The following is a 15,152-nucleotide window of genomic DNA, read 5'->3' as shown; positions in this document are numbered from 1 at the left end:
TTACTGCATTAAAAATTTATATCCGCCTATATTTTTTAATGCTATACCTGTACCTCTCACAACTGCACGTAAAGGATCTTCAGCAACATGTACAGGTAGTTTGGTTTTCGCTTGGACACGTTTGTCTAAGCCGCGTAATAGCGCGCCACCACCTGTAAGATAAATACCAGTTTGATAGATATCTGCTGATAGTTCTGGAGGAGTGATTTCTAAGGCTTTTAGAATCGCTTCTTCTATTTTAGAAATTGATTTATCTAAGCAATGCGCAATTTCTGTATAAGAAACCGTTATTTGTTTTGGCACACCTGTCATCAAATCCCTCCCTTGCACAGCGAAATCGGCAGGAGGATCTTGCAGCTCTGGAAGAGCAGCCCCAACTTCTATTTTAATTTTTTCTGCCGTTCTATCCCCAATCATAATGTTATGCTGACGACGGATGTACTGAACAATATCTGAGTCGAAGTTGTCACCAGCAACTCGGATTGATTGATCGCACACTATACCGGAAAGTGCTATTACAGCAATCTCTGTTGTTCCACCACCTATGTCAATAATCATGTTGCCCATAGGCTCTTCCACATCAATGCCGATACCGACTGCGGCTGCCATCGGTTCATGGATTAGATAAACTTCTTTTGCTCCAGCAATCTCAGCTGAATCACGAACGGCACGCTTCTCAACTTCTGTGATGCCAGAAGGAATACAGATTACCATACGAAGAGAAGGAAAGAACCACCCTTTACCGTTATTGATCATCTTAATCATCCCCCTTATCATATATTCAGCAGCGTTAAAGTCGGCTATTACGCCATCTTTGAGGGGCCTAACTGTACGTATGTTGTCATGGGTTTTACCTTCCATCTGCATGGCTTGCCTACCAATGGCGATAATTTTATTGGTAGTGCGGTCAAACGCGACAATGCTTGGTTCATCAACAACTACTTTATCATTATGTATTATCAGCGTGTTTGCCGTACCTAGATCGATGGCAACTTCTTGAGTAAACCAATTAAATAACCCCATTCGGTAATTTGTTTAATGTTCTTGAATATAGTCCGCAAAATTAAAACAAAAATCTCACAATATGAACCTGATGGGAGACAATCGCATTAAAAAAATAAATAAAAAAAGGAGGTAAGGTCAAACCTTCCTCCTGCTAAACAGATTTTTTATTTTTTTTAATGCTTAAAATGTCTAATACCAGTAGTTACCATGGCTATACCTTTTTTATTTGCCATATCGACAGAATCCTTGTCTTTAATAGAGCCCCCTGGTTGTAACACAGCCACTATTCCAGCGTCGGCTGCAATTTCTACACAATCTGGGAACGGGAAAAAAGCATCCGAAGCCATTGCTGCTCCATTCAGGTTAAAACCAAAGGATTTAGCTTTTTCTATTGCCTGTTTAAGCGCATCTACTCGGGAAGTCTGACCCACACCACTTGCAAGAAGCTGGTTGTTTTTTGCAAATACGATGGTGTTGGATTTAGTATGCTTTACAATCTTATTGGCAAATACTAGATTGGCATAATCATCTTCACTGGGAGAACGATCGGTTACCGTTGCCATATCCTCTTTATCCTCCATGGTTGCGTCTTTATCTTGCTCGATGATGCCGTTTAATAAGGTTTTAAAGAGCGTTTTTGGAAGGGTTACTTCGTTTCGTTTCAATAAGATTCTGTTTTTCTTGCCGGTTAACACATGCAAAGCATCTTCATCAAAAGCAGGCGCGATCAACACTTCGAAAAATAATTTATTAATTTCTTCTGCAGTAGCTTTATCGATCACTCCATTACAAATTAAAACACCGCCAAAGGCAGAAACGGGATCGCAAGAGAGCGCATCTTTCCATGCTTCTAACAGTGTAGCCCTAGTTGCCACACCACAAGCATTCGTATGTTTTAAAATAGCGAAAGTGGGTTTCTCAAATTCATCAATCAATGCTACTGCAGCATCAATGTCAACTAAATTATTATAAGATAACTCCTTTCCATTCAATTTCTGGAACATTGCATCTAGATTGCCATAAAAGGCACCCTTTTGATGTGGGTTTTCGCCGTATCTGAGGCTTGTTTTATGCTGTTCACTATGCTTAAATACTTCCAGAGGCTCTTCTCTATTAAAATAGTTGAAGATAGCGGTGTCATAGTGGGATGAAGTGTTAAATGCCTTTTTAGCAAAAGATTTTCGTTGAGCTAGGGAAGTATATCCTTCGTTTTCTTTTAAAATGTTGGCAAGCTCTTCATAATCATTTTTCGATGAAATGATTACAACGTCATTATAATTTTTAGCTGCAGCCCGAATTAAAGATATTCCTCCGATATCAATTTTTTCAATAATATCATCTTCGGAGGCTCCGGATGCAACAGTTTCCTCAAATGGATAAAGATCAACAATTACCAAATCAATCTCAGGTATTTCATAAGTATCAATCGCTTCTTTATCTTCTGCTAATCCTCTTCGATTTAAAATACCACCAAATACTTTTGGATGAAGTGTTTTTACCCGACCTCCCAAGATGGAAGGATATCCGGTTAAGTCTTCTACAGGGGTAACATTTATGGCTAAGTCGCGGATAAATTTTTCCGTTCCGCCGGTAGAATAAAATTGTACTCCGTAACTATCTAGTAATTTGATAAGCGGTTCTAAATTGTCTTTGTAGTAAACAGAAACTAATGCATTCTTTATTTTAACAGGGTGGCTCATTGCAGTGAATTTAAAGGTTGCAAATTTAGTGTTTTTTTTTTGCTAACCCTGATTTCATCTCAACTATTTATTGATAGTGTTAATCATGTCTTGTTCGCTTTTATCTCCATCCCAATAAGCTTTGAGTTTCTTGTCGGCACCAAATACAAAAGTTGCAGGGTACCGTGTGGGTTTAAACTTTCCAATAAATTCATAATTCTTGTCATGTAATACCACTACATTTTTTTTACCCTTTAACTCGCCGGCGTACATTGCTATGAAAGCATTTATGAGATTTTTCTCTTGCATAGCCACAAAATATAAATTGATATTCTTAAGTTTATTGTAGTTTTTTCCAAGTAAACGTGCTTCTTGCTGGCAATGGCTGCAACCTGGATCAAAAAATAAGAATACTATATTTTTTCCATTATTTGCAAGATTGTTTCTTGTAAATGCAGCATCTTTCTCTACTGTATAGAAAGTGAATTCAGGAATATCTTTAGGAACTTGATTGCTTTTTTGAGCATAAATATCTGATTTTGTGGCAAATAATAAGATGATTAGGTAAAGAGTGGTTTTTATTTTATAGTTCATGAGTGTTTAAAAATTATTCAACTAAAATAAATATTATATATAAAGATATATGCGGTCAAAATCAAAATGACGTTTTGATGTTATTGAAATGTGTAAAATTAGGCATTATTAACTAACTTTGGGCTGAAATTAATATACAGTTAAACATTAAATCTGCCAATGAAAAAACGTATAGCTATTTTTGCTTCGGGGTCTGGATCAAATGCCCAAAAAATTATGGAGCATTTTAAGTACAGTCAAGAAGCAGAAGTTTCTTTAGTTTTAACCAATAACCCCGACGCGTATGTTCTTCAGCGTGCTGACAATTTTGAAGTTCCTTCCCACTTATTTGACAGGCATGATTTTTTTGAAACCGACGAAGTAGTTGAACTGTTACAACGCATGCAAATTGATCTCATTGTACTTGCTGGTTTTTTATGGTTGGTTCCTGAAAATCTATTAAAAGCATATCCAAATAAAATCATTAACATCCACCCAGCATTATTGCCACAATATGGTGGTAAAGGAATGTATGGTGATCGTGTACATAAGGCAGTCTTGGCAAATAAGGAAGGTGAATCTGGTATTACCATACATTTTGTTAACGAGCGGTTTGATGAAGGGGAAATTATCTATCAAGCTAGATTTAAGATTGAAAAGGGTGATACGCTTGAAATGATCAAATTTAAAGGTCAGCAATTAGAACATCAGCATTTTCCAAAGGTTGTAGAAAATCTATTAAAGAAAATAGTGCCGGAAAACAGTTAAGAAAAAGACTGGGACGGGAAATAATAAATGCTTATTAATTTCCCATTAGTTTTTTAATAATTGCCAAGCCAAGATCATCTACGGATTGAGCGGCATTAGAAAGGATAACGACAGCTACTTTTTTTTCTGGGACAAAAGCAATAAAACTACTACTACCAAATGTTCCGCCGTTATGCCAAAAAAGTTCTTGAAAATCATCTATCGTAATATGCCAAGCGAGGCCTAAATCTTCAATTTCAGATAATAACCAGGAAGGTTTATGAGTCAGGGTTATGGCTTTTCCCAATGTCGTGTTGGGTGCGTTAATATTAGCTTCAGCATATTTTAAAAGATCGGGCGCGGTGATCTTAAGAGAACCTGCAGCGCTTAAGGCTAGAAAATGCCAGTGAGGTGTTAATTCACCGTTCTTATTATAAGTAGGAACAAAGCTCTTTAAATTCTCACCATCAGGGAACTCCGATAGCGAAGGCAAATTTAAAGGTCTGCTGATTACATCCTTTATTAATTCATTATAAGAGGTTTTCATTTTATCAGCTAAAAGTTCGCCTAATAAGCCATAACCCAAATTGCTATATTCATAAATAGAATCAGGCTTGTGATGCTGCTCGTATTTTTTGAGATAGGAGAAGAGTGCGTTGCGATCATAGTTCTTATAGGGATCCAACGAATCAGCAGGCGTTAGATTGCTCGGCAATCGGGGTAGTCCTGATGTATGGGTGGCAAGGTTTCTAAAAGTAATTCCTTTTAAGTTGATGTTTTGAGCGATCGAGTCTGGCAAGTATTTAATAATCGGATCATCCAATTTAACAGAGTCTTGAAGGGACATGTGAGCCAAAAGGGTTGCGGTAAAAGTTTTACTGATCGATCCTATTTCAAATAATGTTTCCTGTCCGGGAAGCTCTTTGTTTCCCTTTGTTGTTTCCCCGTAATAATAATAACTTGTTTTTCCTTGATTAAATACACCAACTGCCAACCCGCTTGTGTTAGGCCGTAGGGTGTATTGTAATGCTAGTGAGTCAACAAGGTCATCTATTGTATGTTCGATGGAGTTAAGGTTTGTAGTACCTTTTTCCATTTGAAGCGTATCTCCATTATCTTTCTTAACTGAGTTCGTTTTTAAAGAGTCTTGTTTATAAGGTTGAAAATATAAAGTCTCTATATGTTGATTGGAGTCTGTGCTTAGGATAAGCTTCAAAGGCATTTCTTCAAAAGAAATTTTATAGTGGCTCAGATTTTCATCCTGTTTTAGGAATTCAAATTGCTGTATTTTTCCAAGTGGATAAAGTTGTTTTTCAAGCAATGTATCAAGCTGTTTTTTACTGACAGCAGCTCTCGCTTGTTCATTCCATTGAAGATAAATGGAGTCTGACTGATGTTTGTTGAAGTAGGTTTTAAACTTAGTTAATGCAAATTCAGTGTTTTTTGTTTGTGCAAAACTATTGAAATATATAAATAGGGCAAATGCTAACGTGATGTATTTTGTCATTTATTATGTTCGAAAAAAATGAAATCAGAGACCTAATATTTGTTTCAGACGAGCGTAGCCTGCTTTACTTACATTTACTCTCAAATTATTAGTGAGGATGGCAACGTGACTATCCTTTTCAAAGGGTTCAAGTCTTACAATACTATCAACACGTATTATATAAGAACGATGAATTCTGACAAATGTGTTAGCATCAAGTTCTTTTTCGAAAAAACTCATTGTTCTGTTTTTTAAGAACATACCATCGGCGGTATGTAAACGTACATAGTCATCATCGGCTTCTAAGCAAATAATAGCTTCTGTTGGAATAACATTTATTTTACTCCCAGTTTTTACAACAACACGCTCTAGAGGAGAGTAAGAGATATTTACATCCTCTAGTGTTTTTTTTGTTTGGTCATTTTCTGTTTTGTTTTTTAGCTCTCTATGTTCTAAAAATTTTGCAACAGCTTTATCAAAACGCGTTTTATTGATGGGTTTAAGTAAATAATCTATCGCGTGTTTTTCAAAAGCCCGTATGGCATATTCATCAAAAGCCGTCGTAAATATTACAGCCGGCTGCTGATCTAAGAGTTCTAACATTTCAAAACCACTTATTTTGGGCATTTGAACATCAAGAAAAATAAGATCGGGCTGATGTTGCATAACGGCTTTTGCTCCTTCAAACCCATCGTTACATTCTTCAACAATTGTTATTTCTTTATATTCAGCCAGATAATCGCTTATTATAGATCGAGCAAGAGGTTCATCATCAATTAAAACAACCTTAATCATGTTTGTGGAATTTTTATATTGCTTGTAAAGATATGTGCTGTATGGTGAGTTTGCAACAAATCTGTCCTACCAAATAATAAAAATAGTCTACGTTGTACTCCTCGTAGTCCAAAACCTGTTCCCTTATGTGGCTTATTACTTTCTTTATCGAAAGGATTTTGTATGGCAATGGATAAGTGCTGTTCCTCTTTTTTTGCGTGGATGCTAATTTTTACTTTACCTGTAGTATCATACAATCCATATTTTATGGCATTTTCCACTAAGGGTTGTAAAATCATTGCCGGCAACAAGCAGGTGTCGCACTCTATATCATAATTAATATCTGTATCTAGGCGATGGCCAAATCTCACTTTTTCTATTTCAAGGTAAAGCTTTAGATGTTCTATTTCATCTTTAAGAGATATTAACTGCTGATCGTCTTTGCGTAGCGTGCCTCTTAAGAAGTCTGATAGCTGAAATGTCATATTGCGTGCTTCTTCCGGTTTTCTTCCAATAAGAGCAATGATAGAATTTAAACTATTGAATAGAAAATGAGGTTGTAGCTGCTGTCGAAGGTTGTAAAGCTCAGCTTCACGAGCAAGTTTTTCCGCATCAGCTTTTCTTTGTTCATTTTCTTTCTGATCATGCAAAGTATTCCACAGTACATGCATGATAGCTACCCATGCAATCAGTAAGCTGTTTGTGCAATAGCGGATAGGCAGAGAGAGATCAAGAAACACGAGATAAGCTTTATCACTAATAGTATATTGTAAAGCGTATCGATTAATTGTCAAGCTTATAGCAGCGAGACACAGCCCCCATATAATAATATAAAAATAACGTTCTTTACGGGGTTGATAATAATTTAAGTTATTTCCAATAATATAGCAAGCTGCTGCTATGGTTGTTGAACTGATTAAGCTATCTACGATAGCAGGTCCAAAATTAAAATCGAACCAAAGCAGCAGACCTGTTTGAATAATTAAACTCCCTACCCATACAGCAACACAGCTTACGGCAATAAGCTTTTGCTTAGAGGTGATGAGTGGTGATGAGGCCATTTAATTTAGGTTTTTAAGATTCTATATGCTTTTAATTGTAATTCCTCCAAAGATAGATGTTCCACGAATGATTAGATTTTTCTGATTATCTACGGCGATATTATTTACAAAACGTTTATCCTCAACACCACCAAATATGGCTGTCATCTCCGGATTAACTTTCCAATGAGCGGGAACGATTATGGTTGTACCTCCAAAAATCTGAACAACTTCAAGCACCACAGGATGTTGAATGTCAGCTTGAATAAGGTTTATGTCTGCCCCTCCCATGATATTTACGACGTCGCCCCCCTTAAAATTCTTGGAGTATATGTTTTTTTTGACCTGTCCGAAGATAGAAACCGAATCAATAAAATCTTCACCAAACTTATCGGAAGGTCCTGTATGAGCCTCATTAAATGCGTGAGGTTCGGTCTCTTGTTGAGCCGAACCCTTGTTTTCGCTGTCATTTTCTGTGGGTGGTATGGGATCCGTTTCATTCGCGACTCTTTTATCCCAATCTGTGTCTGGGGTATAAACCTCCGTGTAGGCTGCGAAACCTTCTGCAGATTCACTTTTATGTTTATCTTTTGGACCTTTATAAGGATTTTCAGGACCAGGATGAAAGCGTCTATTTCTACCAGCAATAAGCCAGCAACCAATCAGTATGATGAATGCCGGCCAAAAAAAGCGACCAAGATTTACATCAAACATTCGTTCTGATAAAAAGAAGCATCCGATGATAATTAAGATAAATGATGATGGTTTTCTGAAATTATTTTTTGCACCCAAGATCAATCCGATCACGATGAGCCACATTGGCCATGAAAAGAGCCAGTTGGGGAAGTAAAACATAAAATCTAGTGTCCTCGACAACATGGCAAAACCAATGATGATGATGATAAGCCCTACCCATACTCTGCCGGAGTTTGACTTATGTTGTGGTGATTTATAGTTGTTCATATTTTTTTCTCTTATATATTCTTCCTCAAAGATAGCTCAATATACCATTTAGGTATAGAAGTATTAGGTATGTGTGCGTACTTTCTCGGTGAATATCCACTTTTTGTCGGTAAATAAAAAAATATATTGCTTTTGTCAGTCGTTTCTCATGGCTTGGTTTTTGCTCAGAGCTAAGATTGTTAAGATACGATACTATGAGCAATATATACTTAAAACCGTTTTTGTTGTTAATGCTAATAAGCCTTAAGGTAAGTGCGTCAAGTTATCCAGAGGTGCTTTTTGAGAATAGTTTAATGCCCAAGAGCTATTATTTTTCAGCATCTGATGCTGATGGAAATAGTTGGATAAACCATATGAATGGCCATCTACCTGTTTCAGATAGTGTTTTTTTTACTCCAGGTAATGCACTGCTGTTAAATTATGTTTCAGGCAATAGTGGAAACTGGAAAACCATTATTCATCACAATAACGAATTAGGATATTTAGCAAAAAAAAATGATCTGCTCACTTTGAAGATTTTTGCCAATAGCGATACGAAAAGTACTGAACTACCTGTAATGCAACTTATGCAGGGGGAGAATATCTCGCAAAAGGTAAATCTTCAAAAATACATCGAAAATTATCAAGATAATACTTGGTTATCCATAACAATTCCTATTAAAGATATTGACAGCTTAGATGAGCAGGCTCCCATAAGTAGTATTATGTTTAGTCAAGGGGGAGATGATGGTAAGGAACATCATGTATTTATCGATCAGATTGAATTTTTGCCAAGTAAAGCACCTGATATGAAATTAACAGGTAAGGCTGTTCTTTCTTCTGTGGTTGCCTATGAAAGGCATGTTGACATTGCTTGGCAATTACCACTCACACCGAGTATCCGATACATAAAGGTATACCGGTCGGAGGATAACCAAAACTTTGCACCTGTGGGAATAAGACCTATCTCCTTTAACAAGTTTACGGACTTTGTTCCTCGTACAAACGTTAGTTATTACTATAAGATAGCGTGGGTGGACTATCAATATCGTGAATCACCTTTTTCTGATATTAAAAAGGCTGACACCAAGGAAGCAACAGATGCCGAGTTACTTGATGCAGTAGAGAGATCTCATATTTCCTATTTCACGGATGAAACGGAATTCAATAGTGGAATGCATAAGGTATCTCCCCTAGTAACTGATCCACGCATTTCGGTGAAGTCTACCGGCTTGGGGCTACTTACCCAGGTAATTGGTGTTGAACGCAAATTCATTTCGCGTCAACTATTACTGGATCGATTGACACGGATAGTTAAGTTCCTGAATAGAGCAACAAAGTACCATGGCGCTTATCCTGAGTTATTGAATGGAAGAACAGGTGCGCCGGTCTTAAATGATTCTTGTGAAATAGCCGCAGATCTCAAGTCTACAGCATACTTAATGCAAGGATTACTAGTTGCACGTAATTATTTTGATAAAGATGACGCGAAGGAGAAGGAATTAAGAGAAAAAATAACTGCCTTGTGGACAGACGTGGACTGGAAGGCATTTGTGAAGGGGGAAGGGGGGACTCATTTATATGATGTATGGTCTCCTTCCTGTTTGTTTGATAAATCGATACCATTAGGCGGATATAATAGTAGTTTGATAACGTATATCTTGGCATTAACATCGCCCTCTCATGCAATTAGTAAAGAATCTTATTTTAAAGGATATAAACAGCCCTTGAAATATGTGGGACCTGCCATCGGTAGGTTCTCTACTTCTACCAGTGATACGCTAATTGTGAGTGATGATAGTAAGCAGAATTCGGTATACAGTAAGGAACGATTCGTTACAGATAGCACCTACTATGGAATACATTTAACCTTAGGAAAGCCGACCTTTTCTTTGATCGGACTACAACAGGCTTTTTTAGCGATCAATCCACATACTAAGTTGGATGATAGTATAGATTATTTTGATAGTCAGAAATCTTTAGCAAATGTATTTTATCGTTCGGCATTGAACAAAAGTGAACAATTTGTAAGTTTAACAAATATACTTTGGCCTTATAAAAATGATGATTCATTGGCTGTGAGTAAATTTAACCCAGCTGCTGCCATTGCTACTTACCCTTATACTTCAACCATCGCATTAGATGCCTTGAAAAATTATTATCGTAATTTGGGTTCGTTTTTATGGACTGAATATGGTTTTCGTGATGAGTTTGATTTTAAAAACAATTGGGTTTCGGATAATTATAATGCTGTCAACCAGGCGGCTGTACCCATTATGTTGGAGAATGCAAGAACAGGGCTCATATGGAACCTTTTTATGAAAGACCCAGATGTGAAAAATATTGTGCAATTGGTTGAATAAGATTAAAGATATATAGTTAAAACAGATTGTTACAATCTAGTATAGAAAGCGACCTGTGCAATATGAGTGAACTGGTTGGGGGTTGCATTTCTCTTTAAAAATTGGTTCATGTAGCCAAGCTCTAAATCATATTTTGGTGAAAATCTATACCCCAACGCAAGGTATGCTCTATTCTGATCGAATAAACTTCCATTTAGTTTGTCTTTATTCTGAATGTTAAAAAACAATTCATTCTGTATAGCCATGAATGGTCCAACAGTGAATGGTTTTTTTAACGAGGTATTTAACGGGACAATTCCTCTTATAAAATAACGGACCCTTTGTGCAAATACATCTTCATTAGACCTTTTCAAGAATCTCTGTTCCAATCTAAAACGATGCTGAACAGGGACGCTCGCTATTTTACCCGTGATAATGTATTGTTCCCAGATCCGATGTTCTGTTAATCGCGGTTGCCCTTCACTTAAATTATTGGTAAGGATTGTGGTAGCGTAACCTAGGGATGCTGTCTGTGTCTTGCTCACATAATAGTTTATGCCCGGCCGTATTAGAAACATGGAATTTTCCTTCCAGTTTTTTCCAGCTCTAAATTGAATGTCGTTATTTAGACCCCATTTTTCATTAAATTTTACATTATTAAACCAAGCATACCAATTTCCAAAGAGATTCTCCTGAGCGCGAACGGAGGAAATAGTTAGTAACAGACAAGAGCATAAAAGAAGAGAGGCTTTAAAGAATGGAAATATAAAGTGAATCATTATATAGACGATTTTTATAAAAATGTTTTAATGCCCTTAAAGTAAATAAAATTCTATAAAATTTATAATTTGCCCTACAAACTATGTAAATATAAATTCCATGTCGAATAAAATCTCGAAAAGACGGTTAAAAGCTATTATTGGAGGGTCCGTTGGTAATTTAGTTGAATGGTATGATTGGTACGCTTATTCTGCATTTACCATTTATTTTTCTTCTGTATTTTTCCCTGACGATAACCGGACCGTTCAGTTGTTAAATACAGCGGCGATTTTTGCAGTCGGCTTTCTGATGCGTCCCCTTGGAGGTTATATTTTCGGTTTAATTGGCGATAGACTTGGGCGGAAAAAATCTATGACACTTTCGGTTTTGTTGATGTCATTTGGCTCTTTAATGATCGCGCTTGCTCCTACCTATAATCAAGTCGGTTTGCTTGCCCCCATAATTTTGTTACTTGCAAGGCTTCTACAAGGATTAAGCGTTGGGGGCGAATATGGTGTTTCGGCTACTTATCTTTCTGAAATGGCTACGCCCGAGCGTAGAGGTTTTTATTCTAGTTTCCAATACGTGACGCTGATTGGCGGACAGCTAATCGCGTTAGGTATTCAGCTATTGCTGCAAAAAGTTTTATTAACAGAAGGAGAAATAGTTGCTTGGGGTTGGCGAATACCCTTTTTCATAGGAGCTGTTTTAGCCATTGTTGCCTTATATTTACGGCAGCATTTAGATGAGACAAGAGCCTTTCAAACACAACAGAAATATCATAGCCAAAAATCTTCCATTCAAATTTTGTTGCAACATCCTAAGGAAATATTAACAGTTGTTGGTTTGACTCTTGGTGGAACTTTGGCGTTCTATACCTATTCTACCTATATGCAAAAATTTTTGGTTAATACAGTTGAGTTTTCTAAAGCGGATGCTACATTAATTACCTTTATTGCCCTTTTTATTTTCGCATGTCTGCAACCTGTTTTTGGTATATTGTCTGATAAGATTGGAAGGAAGCCGCTATTGCTAGGTTTTGGTTGTTTAGGAACACTTTGCACGGTTCCAATACTTTCAACTTTGGAAACAGTGCAGAATAAATGGCAGGCTTTTTGGTTAATCTTGTTTGCTTTGGTGATTGTAAGTGGTTATACAAGTATCAATGCGATAGTAAAGGCTGAACTCTTTCCAGCAAAAATAAGGGCGCTGGGTGTTGGTTTACCCTATGCGCTAACAGTAGCCATATTTGGTGGTTCGGCGGAGTATGCTGCTTTGTGGTTTAAAGATATAGGACATGAGCATTTTTTTTATTGGTATATTACTTGTTGTATAGGCTGTTCCTTGTTTGTCTACTTATTTATGCAGGACACTAAACATACCTCTAAACTAAATGAGGAACCAAATGGATAGAAAATAAAATTAAAAACAACAAATCCCTATGAGTAGATTTTTTACCTTTTTAAGTTTTATTGTGCTTTTGTTTTCTGTTAGCGCCTGTGAAAGAGACAAATCTTGTGCATTGATGGATTATACCTATGTTCTCCCTCAAGAAACCTATCAAGAGGCTCCTTATATTAAGCTTTACGGCAGCGAAGATAATTTTGTGACGGGAAAGGACGCTGTTGGGATTATCGATTCTTCTGCAAATGACCTACGTTTAACTTTGCCGTCTCAAACGCAAGCCATACCTTTTTTAGATATTCGTTATCCTGATGGAACCAATAGTTGGTCTAATCAAGCAGCAATCGCTCAACTTAGTAAAACAACGGTTTCTTCTACAAATTGTGAAGTAACAGCCGGCTTTGACGACTACACTTCTTTGGAAAATATTGTCAAATCTTCTCCAATATATATGCATTTGGTTCTAGAAAATGGTTTACAAGATGGCGGAACAAAAAGCTGGCTGATTGACAAGATATACGATGAAGATGAATTTGACGTAAGTGACCGACCAGAATGGGCATGTCTAAAAACACTGGGGTTTACATTTTTCAAGGGAGGGAAGGGCGCTAAAGTAAAGATTACAATAGGGTCTGGTGAAAATGCTTGTGGCGTTCTTGGCGAGCTTTTTGGCGATAAGTCGGAGGCTTTTGCAACCTATTCCTTGGAAGGAGACGATCAAAAGGAATTGCGAATTACGGTACCAGCTGTTTCGGAGGAACTGAAAAAGCAATTGACTTTTAAAGTAATTGAATCAGACTATAATCATCTGAAGATAAGTTTAACAAATAATAATGCACAAATAGGTTATGCAGTTTTGATCCCCTTGAATCATGAATAAAAAAGCGATAGTATTTTCCTGTTCGTTGGTAATTAATATCCTATTATTTGGTCTATTTACCCCATTTAAAGGAGCGGCACAGACCATACAAGATTATGAAATTCAGGTCAGAGATTTAGAGCGTTTTGCAAATAGCTACTTGGCTGCCTATACAAATTTGTTCTCTTCAAATTTTGGATTTTCTCTGAATCAGGGTTGGCAGGGTGGAGCTATCCCAAAAAAAGCAGGACATATATCTATAAGTGTAGTCGGATCTTCTGCCATCATACCGATTAATGATGAGAACCGCTATATATTGGCCAATGATTTATACCAAAGTTCAAATATACATACCTCGCCGATTACACCTGGTATGTTTACGGATGCCAAAGGCGGAGCTATGCATCTCTTCTTATTAGATCCATCAACCAATAACAGGTTAGTAAATCCGGTAAACGGAGAATATCTAAGTGCTAACTTTAATATGATTGATGGAATTGGAACAGAGGTAGGAGTAACACCTTTTCTTATGCCTCAAATAAGCGTTGGCTTAGGTAAAAGTACGGAGATTTCACTAAGAGTGATGCCTGTTGCAGTTGGGCTGAACGAAGGGAAAGTAGATATTTCTGCCATAGGTGGTGGCATACGTCACAGCTTATCGCAATGGTTTACTGAAGAGGAAGATCCTGATTTCACGGTCAATATTTTGCTTTCCTATATGAGAAACAAGGTAAAATTCACACCTAATGGTGATCGTTTTTTAACTTTTAATAATGACTATTTTAGCACTGAGGGGACAAGGGTAGTGCTTTCTCATAAAACACAGACACAACAGGCATTGCTTTTTTTTAATTATCGAATCAACCCTTTTATTGAAATATATGGGCATGGAGGAGCCGTTCGACAGCATAGCGATTTAGGGAGTGATGGTGTTTTTAAGTTAAAGATCAATAATGAATTTATTCAAGACGCGGTAGACAACACAAGCTTAGAATATGCTGATTTATTCAATTCCAAAATTGAAAAAACCAAACCTGCAGGAGGCTGTGGCATCATTTTGGGGAACGGGTTTTTAAAAGCTGAAGTGCAATATACCTATGCTGATACCCATATTGCTTCGCTCGCTTTGCGTGCGAGTATTCTTAACCCTTAAATTGGTGATGATTCGAAGATCAAAACGCGCTAAATTATAGCTGATTTGTCTTTACAATTTTGATCGCTCGTAATGAAGTCTATTTTCAATTTTTATTTTTAAAAAAAAGATGTATCTTTGTTGTCCCAAAAATTATCAACGAAAGGGGGTATATAAGAATATGATTATCGTAAATGTAAAAGATGGCGAGTCGTTAGATAAAGCCTTGAAACGTTTTAAGAAGAAATTTGAGAAAACAGGAGTATTAAGAGAGCTTCGTTCGCGCCAGGCTTACGAGAAAAAATCTGTTACCCGCCGTACTCAAATTAAAAAAGCTATCTACAAACAATCGTTGAATCAAGATACGATTTAAGTTTTAGATACCAATCATAAAAAGCCATTCGCATTAG

14 protein-coding genes are annotated in these 15,152 nt (G+C 36.9%); 6 read left to right on the top strand and 8 right to left on the bottom strand.

All coding sequences use genetic code 11. From position 1 onward, the window contains the following. From BMY50_RS25930 to BMY50_RS25920, 3 genes are all read right to left on the bottom strand, one after another. A complete protein-coding gene (locus tag BMY50_RS25930) occupies positions 1-1,023 on the bottom strand; it encodes a rod shape-determining protein (protein ID WP_093332038.1) in 1,023 nt (340 codons plus the stop codon). Positions 1,024-1,178: 155 nt separating this feature from the next. Further along, positions 1,179-2,705, bottom strand: coding sequence for a bifunctional phosphoribosylaminoimidazolecarboxamide formyltransferase/IMP cyclohydrolase (gene purH / locus BMY50_RS25925; RefSeq protein ID WP_093332034.1), 1,527 nt, complete (start codon positions 2,703-2,705; stop codon positions 1,179-1,181). Positions 2,706-2,768: 63 nt separating this feature from the next. Beyond that, complete coding sequence (locus BMY50_RS25920) at positions 2,769-3,278, bottom strand: TlpA family protein disulfide reductase (RefSeq protein ID WP_093332030.1); 510 nt, start codon at positions 3,276-3,278, stop codon at positions 2,769-2,771. A 159-nt stretch (positions 3,279-3,437) separates the two neighbouring features. On the opposite strand from BMY50_RS25920, the gene purN reads away from it, so the two are divergent. Beyond that, positions 3,438-4,025 (top strand): phosphoribosylglycinamide formyltransferase, encoded by a 588-nt coding sequence (gene purN, locus BMY50_RS25915; RefSeq protein WP_093332026.1) that lies wholly within the window; start codon positions 3,438-3,440, stop codon positions 4,023-4,025. Positions 4,026-4,059: 34 nt separating this feature from the next. On the opposite strand, the gene BMY50_RS25910 is transcribed toward purN, so the two are convergent. From BMY50_RS25910 to BMY50_RS25895, 4 genes are read right to left on the bottom strand one after another with little or no spacing between them, the layout of a single operon-like run. Further along, a complete protein-coding gene (locus BMY50_RS25910; protein WP_093332023.1) occupies positions 4,060-5,511 on the bottom strand; it encodes a serine hydrolase domain-containing protein in 1,452 nt (483 codons plus the stop codon). 24 nt (positions 5,512-5,535) lie between these two features. Next, positions 5,536-6,285, bottom strand: a complete 750-nt coding sequence (locus BMY50_RS25905; protein ID WP_093332019.1) for a LytR/AlgR family response regulator transcription factor — start codon at positions 6,283-6,285, stop codon at positions 5,536-5,538. After that, a complete protein-coding gene (locus BMY50_RS25900; RefSeq protein ID WP_093332015.1) occupies positions 6,282-7,325 on the bottom strand; it encodes a sensor histidine kinase in 1,044 nt (347 codons plus the stop codon). The genes BMY50_RS25905 and BMY50_RS25900 overlap by 4 nt, the downstream gene beginning before the upstream one ends. A gap of 21 nt (positions 7,326-7,346) precedes the next feature. Beyond that, on the bottom strand, positions 7,347-8,267 hold the full coding sequence (locus BMY50_RS25895) for a LiaF transmembrane domain-containing protein (protein WP_139202334.1): 921 nt from the start codon (positions 8,265-8,267) through the stop codon (positions 7,347-7,349). A 194-nt stretch (positions 8,268-8,461) separates the two neighbouring features. Between BMY50_RS25895 and BMY50_RS25890 the strand changes: the two genes are divergently transcribed. Continuing rightward, positions 8,462-10,609: a glucoamylase family protein gene (locus BMY50_RS25890; protein ID WP_093332009.1), complete on the top strand. Its 2,148-nt coding sequence runs from the start codon at positions 8,462-8,464 to the stop codon at positions 10,607-10,609. 29 nt (positions 10,610-10,638) lie between these two features. Here BMY50_RS25890 and BMY50_RS25885 read toward each other — a convergent pair whose 3' ends face one another. Continuing rightward, on the bottom strand, positions 10,639-11,367 hold the full coding sequence (locus BMY50_RS25885; RefSeq protein ID WP_093332006.1) for a DUF2490 domain-containing protein: 729 nt from the start codon (positions 11,365-11,367) through the stop codon (positions 10,639-10,641). Positions 11,368-11,467: 100 nt separating this feature from the next. Here BMY50_RS25885 and BMY50_RS25880 point away from each other — a divergent pair, with 100 nt between their 5' ends. The 4 genes from BMY50_RS25880 to rpsU all read left to right on the top strand — a co-directional run bounded on the left by BMY50_RS25880 (position 11,468) and on the right by rpsU (position 15,115). Further along, positions 11,468-12,760 carry an MFS transporter gene (locus BMY50_RS25880; RefSeq protein WP_202907947.1) on the top strand — a complete coding sequence of 431 codons (1,293 nt, stop codon included), beginning with the start codon at positions 11,468-11,470 and terminating at the stop codon, positions 12,758-12,760. Between the two features lie 28 nt (positions 12,761-12,788). Next, positions 12,789-13,631 (top strand): hypothetical protein, encoded by an 843-nt coding sequence (locus tag BMY50_RS25875; protein ID WP_093331999.1) that lies wholly within the window; start codon positions 12,789-12,791, stop codon positions 13,629-13,631. Beyond that, the gene (locus BMY50_RS25870) at positions 13,624-14,763 is read left to right on the top strand and encodes a DUF6588 family protein (protein WP_093331988.1); all 1,140 of its coding nucleotides are present in this window, start codon (positions 13,624-13,626) and stop codon (positions 14,761-14,763) included. Before BMY50_RS25875 ends, BMY50_RS25870 begins: the two co-directional genes overlap by 8 nt. 160 nt (positions 14,764-14,923) lie before the next feature. Beyond that, on the top strand, positions 14,924-15,115 hold the full coding sequence (gene rpsU / locus BMY50_RS25865; protein ID WP_093332233.1) for a 30S ribosomal protein S21: 192 nt from the start codon (positions 14,924-14,926) through the stop codon (positions 15,113-15,115). Positions 15,116-15,152: the final 37 nt, after the last annotated feature.

It is taken from the genome of Olivibacter domesticus (assembly GCF_900109575.1).
GTDB lineage: Bacteria > Bacteroidota > Bacteroidia > Sphingobacteriales > Sphingobacteriaceae > Olivibacter > Olivibacter domesticus.
The sequence above is the reverse complement of the archived record's forward strand: the minus strand, read 5'-3'. Positions and strand labels throughout refer to the sequence as shown.